Annotated in this window: 6 protein-coding genes and 1 pseudogene; 1 reads left to right on the top strand and 6 read right to left on the bottom strand. The window is 37.0% G+C overall.

Annotated features, from left to right (window positions below; translation table 11 throughout):
* Positions 1-442: 442 nt before the first annotated feature.
* Genes EG240_RS15610 through EG240_RS15585 form a run of 6 tightly spaced genes read right to left on the bottom strand, consistent with a single transcriptional unit; the run spans position 443 to position 7,310 of the window.
* Positions 443-3,535 (bottom strand): efflux RND transporter permease subunit, encoded by a 3,093-nt coding sequence (locus EG240_RS15610; RefSeq protein WP_125020265.1) that lies wholly within the window; start codon positions 3,533-3,535, stop codon positions 443-445.
* Between the two features lie 12 nt (positions 3,536-3,547).
* The gene (locus tag EG240_RS15605) at positions 3,548-4,618 is read right to left on the bottom strand and encodes an efflux RND transporter periplasmic adaptor subunit (RefSeq protein WP_125020264.1); all 1,071 of its coding nucleotides are present in this window, start codon (positions 4,616-4,618) and stop codon (positions 3,548-3,550) included.
* A gap of 8 nt (positions 4,619-4,626) precedes the next feature.
* Positions 4,627-5,961, bottom strand: a complete 1,335-nt coding sequence (locus EG240_RS15600) for a TolC family protein (RefSeq protein WP_125020263.1) — start codon at positions 5,959-5,961, stop codon at positions 4,627-4,629.
* A gap of 13 nt (positions 5,962-5,974) precedes the next feature.
* Positions 5,975-6,262, bottom strand: a complete 288-nt coding sequence (locus EG240_RS15595) for a cupin domain-containing protein (protein WP_125020262.1) — start codon at positions 6,260-6,262, stop codon at positions 5,975-5,977.
* Entirely contained in the window at positions 6,259-6,717 is a 459-nt protein-coding gene (locus EG240_RS15590) for a hypothetical protein (protein WP_125020261.1), read from the bottom strand. The genes EG240_RS15595 and EG240_RS15590 overlap by 4 nt, the downstream gene beginning before the upstream one ends.
* 2 nt (positions 6,718-6,719) lie before the next feature.
* Positions 6,720-7,310 carry a TetR/AcrR family transcriptional regulator gene (locus EG240_RS15585; protein WP_125020260.1) on the bottom strand — a complete coding sequence of 197 codons (591 nt, stop codon included), beginning with the start codon at positions 7,308-7,310 and terminating at the stop codon, positions 6,720-6,722.
* A gap of 1,075 nt (positions 7,311-8,385) precedes the next feature.
* On the opposite strand from EG240_RS15585, the pseudogene EG240_RS15580 reads away from it, so the two are divergent.
* A pseudogene (locus tag EG240_RS15580) lies at positions 8,386-8,703 on the top strand (group II intron reverse transcriptase/maturase); the annotation flags it as partial.

Genomic DNA, 8,703 nt, shown 5'->3' with positions numbered 1-8,703 from the left:
ATTTACAACTTAACCCATCTCTTTGCGAACCGCCGAGTACGTGACCCGTACGCTCGGTGGTGTGAGAGGCGCACTCCGTCAGTTACTGGCGGAGCCGTCTACTCGATTATAAGCAGGCCTTCTGTCTGTCGAGGTTGTAAAGTCCTTGTCTGCTGTGAGTTTCGCTGTCATTGTCGAGTTGCGAATGAGTCTGTTTGTGTCGGCTGAAGGTAGCGGCTTTAAAAATTTTAGAAGGGAAGGAAATTTAAAAAAATAATTTTTACTTACTTTATTATTTGACTTTTATTGGTGTTCGTGAATGCTTTGCATTTCTTTGGGTGGTAAAGGTGTAAGCTCTTTTTCAATTTTTGGTCTGTGCGTTGGCTTGTGCGAAACGAAGTTCACGAACACTATAAATAAGCAATAGTGAGTAATTGCAAATGTGCTTACACCTGTGTGATGGCTATTTTCTTCTGTTAAGCTTTTCTTTCGCTGTGTCCACTAAATAATAAACCATAGGCACTAAAAACACAGTCAAAATTAGAGATGATAAAAGTCCGCCAATGATTACCCAAGCAAGACCGTTTTTCCACTCGGCTGCTGTTCCTGTTGCCATTGCGATGGGAAGCATACCCACTACCATTGAAAGCGTTGTCATTAAAATAGGTCGCATACGACCTTTCCCAGCAATGACTAAAGCGTCTTTGAAATGTTTACCTTCTGCTTTTAATTGATTAGTAAAATCGACAATTAGAATAGCGTTTTTTACCACTAAGCCCATTAGCATAATTAACCCCAATAAGGCGAATAAACTCAGATTGCTTAACGACAAATTCAATGCGAAAAACGCCCCAATTGCTGCTACTGGTATAGAAAACAACACTACAAATGGATAAACAAAACTGTCATATAGTGCTACCATAATCAGGTAAATCAGCAAAAATGAAATGAGTAAAACAGAACCTAATGCTCCAAAACTATCATCTTGTCTTTTGATGTCGCTACCCCAAGTCATCTGTATTCCGCTTGGCAATGGATTTTCTTTGAGATATGCTACTACATCGTCTGCTACTGTTCCTGATGGTCTGCCTAATGCGTCTGCGGTTAGTGTAACTGCGGGTTGTCGGTCTTTTCGTTCTAATAGTGAAGGAGAATTGTCTTGCTCTACGCTTGCAAATTGTGAAACTTCAACTGGTATCCCCATTGGGTTAATAATTGAAAGTTGTTGAACATCTTCAAAATTTCGTCTGCTAAATTCATCTAACCAAATTCGCACAGGATATTCCGTTCCGTTTTCGGTTAAAGTCGCATCATCATTTCCTGTAAATGCAGTTCTTAGGTTCAATCCAACATAAGCGGTTGTTAAGCCTAACCGCTGCATTTTATCTTTGTCGGGAATTATTTTGTATTCAGGGCTACCTGCTTCAACGGATAAGCGGACATTATCGGCACCGGGAATTTTCTCAATTACCGTTTTTAGTTCATCACCTGTTTTCATCACCAAATCCAAATCGCTACCACTTAATGTAATTTCAATTGGGGCAGAACGTGGAATTAAACCCAATGCTGCCATTGAATAATTGATACTCGGAAATTTTGACTTTAGTTCTTCCCGAAGATTTTTCATAAATGTCTCGGTAGGCAAATTATGCAGTTCCTTTTTGGATTTTAATTGAATTGTAAATTCAGTTTTATTTGCTGAACCTACACCCAAACTTCCAATCCCAGTGCTTGGTCCGCCAATGTTGCTGAACACCGTTGCTACCTCGGGTTGTTGAATAATGTATGTTTCAATCTTTTGAGCAATTAAGTTGTTCTGTTGTATAGATGTGGATTTATCAAACTCTAAAGCCATTCTAAATTTCCCTTGGTCACCAGTTGAAATAAGTTCTTTACCAATAATCCCTTGTTTCATAATCCCTAAAGTCATTGCAAAAAGCACAATAACGATACCTATAAAAGCTAGTTTATGGCTCAAAACCCATTCTAATCTGCGACCATACCATTCATTAAAGTTTTCTAATTGAACTTCAAACCAAAGTAAAAAACGATTGAAATAATTAGTGGGTTGCAAATCTTCTTTTTTGCCAATACGAGAAGCCATCCAAGGCGTTAAAGTAAAACCAACCAACAAGCTGGTGAGTGTGGAAGTTATTACCACAACCGAAAACTGCTTGAGCATATCAGCAACAAACACTTGTAGAAAAAGAATAGGCAAGAAAACCACAACGTCAACCAAGGTGATTGACAATGCCGCAAAGCCAATTTCCATTCTGCCGTCCATTGCAGCAGTTCGTTTGTCTTTTCCTTTATCTAAGTGCTTTTGAATGTTTTCTAAAACTACGGTAGCATCATCTACCAAAATTCCAATGATTAAAGACATTGCAAGCAATGTCATTAAATTTAAGGTGTAACCCAAAAGCCACATCACAGCGAATGCGGTAACTAAAGACGTTGGAATTGCTACCAAAACGATTAAGGAATTTCTAAAACTTCTTAAAAATAAAAGCATTACCAAAGACACCAATATCACAGCTAAAATCAAATCAAAAACAACGGAATTAACGGCTGCAATCGTGTTGTCGGTGCTATCATCTGCAATGATAAATTTCACTCCCGAACTGGCATTTTGTTGTTCAATGGATTGAAATTTCTCCCGAACCAATTTTGAAACATCTACTGCGTTTGCATCGCCTTGTTTTTTAAGCATTAATCCAATGCCGTTTTTACCGTTGTATCGACTGATGGAAGTCGTTTCTTTTATACCGTCAATAACATCTGCTATGTCTTTTACATAAACAGGACTTCCTAAAACTGGCATAGCGACTTGGACATTTTTAATATCCTCAATAGATGCGAATTTTCCAGTTAAACGAACTGAATTACTTTCTTTTTCGGTTTGCACCTTTCCAGCAGGTAAGTCTAAGCCAGAACGATTAATTGCTTCAACAACCTGAACCATTGAAATTTTATACAATTTCAGTTTGTCCTGATTTATTTTTACTTGTATTTCTCTTTCTTCTCCTCCTAAAACAGTAATCTCTGCTACACCTTTTATTTGTTGAATTTGTGGCAGATAATCATCTTTCATTTTTTGATAAAACTCTGTGGCAGACAAATCACTTGTTGCACTGATGGACATTATCGGCAAATCATTTGGCGAAACTTTACTCATTACAGGACTTAAAATATCCTGTGGTAAATCTTTGCGAATGTTGTCAATGTAGCGTTGTGCGTCTTGTATTGCCTTATCCAAATCTGTCCCATATTTTAGATTGGCTATGATGATAGAAGCATTGGGCAATGATTTTGTAACCAAGTAATCTACACCTTCTAAATTCGACAAAGCATCTTCGATTTTTCGTGAAACGGATGTTTCTACTTCGTTTGGTTCGGCACCAGGGTAAACAGTTTTAATTACAACTACGGGCTGATTAAAGTCGGGCATTAACTCGTAACTCAAATTTTTATACCCGATAAATCCTAATAAAGTAAATACGCTGAAAAGTACTATGATCAGCGAAGGACGTTTGATTGATATTTCTGTAATATTCATTTTTCGCTGATTTTATTTAACAGTTACATTCGCCCCATCAAAAAGATTGATGAAGCCATTCGTTACAATTACATCACCTTCATTTAATCCATTTGAAACAACTGCTTTGTTTTGTGTCTTTTTTGAAATAGTGATGTTTTGCAAAAGGGCTTTGCCATTTTTCACAACATAAACCTGTGGTTGGTTATCTGTGCCTTGTATGGCAGATGACGGTATGATAATTCCCTTTCCAGACATTTCGTTTTTGAGGAAAACTTTACCAAACATCCCAGATTTTATTTTCAAGTCCGATGTGTTATTTACCGTAAACTGAATAGGAAAACTACTACCCATATTAGCTTTACTGCCAATCATAGTAGTTTTTCCAGTCAATAAAATTTCAGAATAAGCATCTGCCGAAAGAGAATAGCTTTGATTTAATTTGAACTGGCTTAAATCTTTTTCGGGAACATTTACGGTGAATTTTAAAGTTGTAATGTCCGTTATTTGGAGCAATGGAACGCCCGGTGCAGCAAAAGCTCCTTCTTCACTTAATTTTGCAGTAACAACTCCGTTAAAAGGTGCTTTGATTGTGGTTTTGTTTATCTGCTCCAAGAAAGTTGCTTTCTGAACTTTTGCAGATTTCAAACCTAACTCCGCCTTTTCTAATTGAACTCCTTGAATGGCATCTGCTTTAGCTAAAATGGTATAGCGGTTTACATCTGCTTCCAATCCTTCTATTTGCACTTCAATAGTTTGCAGTTGCAATTTCAGCAATGAATTGTCCAGCTGAATTAAAGTTTGACCTTTACTTACAACGCTTCCAGCATCAACTAAAATGGTGTTGATTTTCCCTTGTAATTCGGCACTTATTTTGGTTTCCTTGTTGGGCTCAAATGTGCCTGAATAAGAAAATTCTGCATTCACATTTTCAAGTTGCAATGTATCTACTTGAACATTTATAGCTTGTTCTTTATCGTATTGATACACTTTACTCTGCGTAATTTCCTTGTTTGTTTTCAACTTAATTACCACAATGGCAATTATCACCAACGGTATGATGACGTATAGCACTTTTTTCAGGATTGATGATTTTGTATTCATTGTGATAATTATTTGATTATTGAAATATTTCCAGTGAGTTTTTTTAGTTCTAAATCTGCTTTTAGGTAATCAATTACAGCAGATAGGTAGGTTTGTTGTGCTTCACGCAAAGCATTGTCTGCAAGCAAAACATCTGTTAAACTTGCCGTTCCTTGTTTTTGTTGGAGAACGGTTTGCTCATAGATTGTTTGTGCCAATTTGATTTGTTCTGTTGTGGTTTCTACCGTTTTTTTCGCGACTTCCCTTTGAAGTTTGGCATTTTCAACTTGCATATTGTTTTGCTCGGTAAGTATTCCAAATTGAATTTCATTATTACGCAATTCCAGGGTTTTCTGACTTATTTTTCTCAGTGTAACTGTTCCATTAAATAATGGATAAGATAATTGAACACCCGCAAAACCAATCGGATAAAAATCAAGAAAAGAAGCAGGTTGGCCGTTATAACCAAAGCCCGTTGTTCCATACATTCCAACCAAATTTAGCGAAGGCAAATACCTTAATTTATTGAGTGTGTTGAGTTCACTCAATAATAGGCGGTTTTGAGTTTTTATTATTCGAATATCTAAGGTTGATGAAGTTGTATATTCATTTGTGTTTTGATATTGAATATTTGGTTCAATTTGCAGATTTTGTTCAATGGAAATACCCATAGCAAATTTCAACGCATTTAGAACCTGCTCGTATTTGCTTTTGATTGTTTCCTTTTGGGTGGTTAATTGCGATACTTGCAATTTCACCTTGCTAACATCTGTTCCTTTTGCGAGTAATTGTTCATTGAGCAATTGCATATTGTTCAGAAGCCTTTCTGCGTTAATCAGATTACTGTCAATAAATGCCAATTGATGATGCAAGATTTGGGCATTGTAATACAAATTGGAAATTTCAAAATAGATTTGCTCCTCCGTTTTTTGATACTGCAAGTCTGTCAATTCCGAGGCTATCTTAGTTGTTTGAATAGCTCCGTAAACTTGCGGATTATACAAAGGCATTGTCAATTGCAGGTTGGCGTTGATGTTATGCGGAACGCCAAACTGTGCTGCTCTAAACTCTCCTTCTGGAGCACTAGGGTTTAAGGCATTTAGCGGCAATAGCTGATAAGGTAAATTTGTGAAATATTTATAATCCGCATTGGCTGTTACCTTTGGGATTAAATTGGCTTTGGCTTCTTTTTCTCTTTGCTCACCAATAGCCATATTGTTTCTACTCATTTGCAGATTTTTATTATGAATCTGTGCCGTGTCGATACATTGTTGCAAAGTCCAAGTTTGTGCCTTAGCAGATTGAAATCCTATCATTATCAATAATAGAATAAAAGAAAGTTTGTGAATGTTCACTAACTTCATTGATCAAATTTTTTTATTTCAATAATATAAGTTGAGATTTTTCGGAAGCATAAAGCCAATGTTTCACATTGGGCGTAATGCTCACATAATCTCCTTGTTCAAGTTGTATTTCCTGTTCGTTTTCATCTTCATAAGTCACGAAGCCTGAAACACAAAGCAGTAGTGCCGGGGTTTTGGTAATGTGTTCTTTCAATGTGCCATTTCTCTGTAATTGAATGGCAGTTGCAGTTCCAAGATCACCTTTAAATAGGCTTGCTGCTGAGACTTCTTTTTCTTGGTTGTGTAATTCTATAATATTCATTGGAAATATTGATTGTAAGTTAAAAATGATGCTTGAAGATTAGCAATAATCTCACTTGCTTCTTCTGTTGATTCTGCCTTTGACAAAGATTCGATTAATTCAATATGTGGATATAGCCATTTGTGCAATTCATCGTGGCTTTCACCCTTCATTGTGCAGCTTTTAATCAATCCTGAATTTTTCTCCTTCAGCTGCTCTGCCAATGTTTTATAGTCGCTTAAATTGTTGTTGATGTATTCAGTTAAGATGTTTTCAGCTTCAAGGATAAAAGGTTTCATTTCTTCATTGACAAGCCATTTTTCACCATTATTTAGTCTAATGGTTTGCTCATCATCGTGTTGATGTTGTTGGTGTGTTGCTGTTTCTCTATTATTGTTTGATTTCTCGTTTGTGGAATTGCCACAACCATAGAGTAAAAAGCTACCTATTGTAAGCGTTAAGATAATTTTGTTCATTGTTATTTGTTTTTAATTAAGGTTAATAATGCTTGAATCATATTGTGTCCATTGCGTTCAATATCAAATTGAAAATTGGCAATACGCCACTTGAACATTTGAAGTCTAAAAGTTCCCATCACAATATGAATCAATTCTTCAGATGTTATGGAATTGGTAAATACTTTCTTTTGCTGACCTTCTATAATAATAGGCATCAAATGTTTCATCTTTATAGCCATTATTTTTAGCATGGTCTCATTGATACGTTGACTTTCTTCCAAAAGACCATCAGAAAATACTGCTACAACAAAGTGTGGGTTCTTTTTGAATAATGAAAACTGGTTTTGAAAGAGCGTTGTAAATTTTTCTTCTGGTGTTTGTTTGGCAGAGATTGCGTTAGTATAACGCTCATCCATATTTTGCGCCAAGTAATCAAGTAAGGCAATTATTATTTCTTCTTTACTTGTAAAGTGTCTGTAAATAGCACTTTCAGAAAACTTCATTTCTTTGGCAAGGTTCTTTATAGTTAAGCCACTAACCCCTGAAGTGGTGAGTATTTTTCCTGCCGCTTCAATAATTTCAAGTTGTCTGTCAGATATTGTTGCTATCATTTGAAATGTATGTTAGTGAGTATTCACTCTGCAAAGGTAATTGATTTATATTCACACTTGCAAGTTTTTTTGAGAAAACTTTAAAATGTGACGAAAATCTTCTTGGTGCGGTGGTTAATTGGCTCTTTTGGGGTTTGCCTGTGTGTTGGGTTGTGTGAGGGGGCAAACCCCAAATGTACAAATGCGGGCTGACTAAAATTATTTTTTAAAATGTGCGGTGGGAAAAATTTTTAAAACAAATGCGTTGGCTTGGGTGTCAGCAAACTTGTCTGGTCGGTGTCGAGTTACAGCGAAATGGTCAACCGAGTTTTTGTCGCCCGAAAGTTAGTTTGGAAGTAAAAGTCTGGTCGTTTTGTTGTCCGTCTTACGGTTGCACGGTCGTCTTTTAGGCTTGCTTATAACGGTCTCGGCTATGGCTAGTGCGGGATTTTAATGCACTTTCCTTTCCGATTAGCGATTAGTCTATTTTTTGTAATTACTTTCATTTTAGCACTTTAACCCGCATTAGCTATAGCCAATGTGTGTGCCCTGCATATGCAGGACACACCCCGAAAGCTTTTCAAATAGTTCAAAAATACAAATTTAGTTTTACGAACCAAGTTTTCGGGGTGTTATTTTTCCAGAGGGTGCAAGTCCCTTACGAGCGGATTGAAAACCCGAATCGTTAGCAAGCTGCAAGGTTGTTTATCGTGAGGTATGCACTGAAGGAAGCAGGACTGCAAAAGTCTGTACCGACGAACAGAAAGTACATAAGAGGCATAGCAATAAGGATGAGTATCCACAGCAATACGAAGTCCAAAACAGTGTTCTGAACATGCTATTAAATCAGATTATTGTTATGTAGATGTACCGGCGATAGACGGAAGGAAAAAGCATTTACCAGGGGAGGTCTTGGCGATTACGAGTTAATCAATCCAAGAAGTCAGCAGAGGTCATAGTACTTGCAGGCAAACGAGGTGCGAATAGATACCGCATAGGTCTCACAAACAAGGAAGGACCGAACGTAAAGAGGTTTTCAATAGGTAACGGAACGCATTGTAGCCCTACTTAACGAAAACAGGTTAAAACGACTAAAATGATAACAAGAGTAGTACATCCGTTTAATCTTCAAAAAGCATTGGAACACGTGATTGCCAATAAAGGCAGTGCGGGTGTTGATGGTGTTTCTGTCCGAGAACTCCTCAAGGTGTTTTCAGAAAAGAAACTACAGCTGATTGAAGCAATCAAGCAAGGCAACTACCAAGTGCAACCCATTTTAGGTATTGAAATTCCGAAAGGAAACGGGAAAACCCGATTATTAGGTGTTCCCACCACTACAGAACGTGTGTTGCAACAAGCCGTAGCACAAACTATTGCACCGCATTTCGAACCCGAATTCAGTAATTACAGCTAT

It is taken from the genome of Paenimyroides tangerinum, from assembly GCF_003865405.1.
Lineage (GTDB): Bacteria > Bacteroidota > Bacteroidia > Flavobacteriales > Flavobacteriaceae > Flavobacterium > Flavobacterium tangerinum.
Note: the sequence above shows the minus strand (reverse complement) of the source record. Positions and strands in the feature narration are given on the sequence as shown.

What these genes read in the sequence shown, in the direction of transcription:
- EG240_RS15610 (WP_125020265.1), bottom strand. Translation starts at nt 3,535, where the DNA reads ATGAATATTACAGAAATATCAATCAAACGTCCTTCGCTGATCATAGTA.
- EG240_RS15605 (WP_125020264.1), bottom strand. Translation starts at nt 4,618, where the DNA reads ATGAATACAAAATCATCAATCCTGAAAAAAGTGCTATACGTCATCATA.
- EG240_RS15600 (WP_125020263.1), bottom strand. Translation starts at nt 5,961, where the DNA reads ATGAAGTTAGTGAACATTCACAAACTTTCTTTTATTCTATTATTGATA.
- EG240_RS15595 (WP_125020262.1), bottom strand. Translation starts at nt 6,262, where the DNA reads ATGAATATTATAGAATTACACAACCAAGAAAAAGAAGTCTCAGCAGCA.
- EG240_RS15590 (WP_125020261.1), bottom strand. Translation starts at nt 6,717, where the DNA reads ATGAACAAAATTATCTTAACGCTTACAATAGGTAGCTTTTTACTCTAT.
- EG240_RS15585 (WP_125020260.1), bottom strand. Translation starts at nt 7,310, where the DNA reads ATGATAGCAACAATATCTGACAGACAACTTGAAATTATTGAAGCGGCA.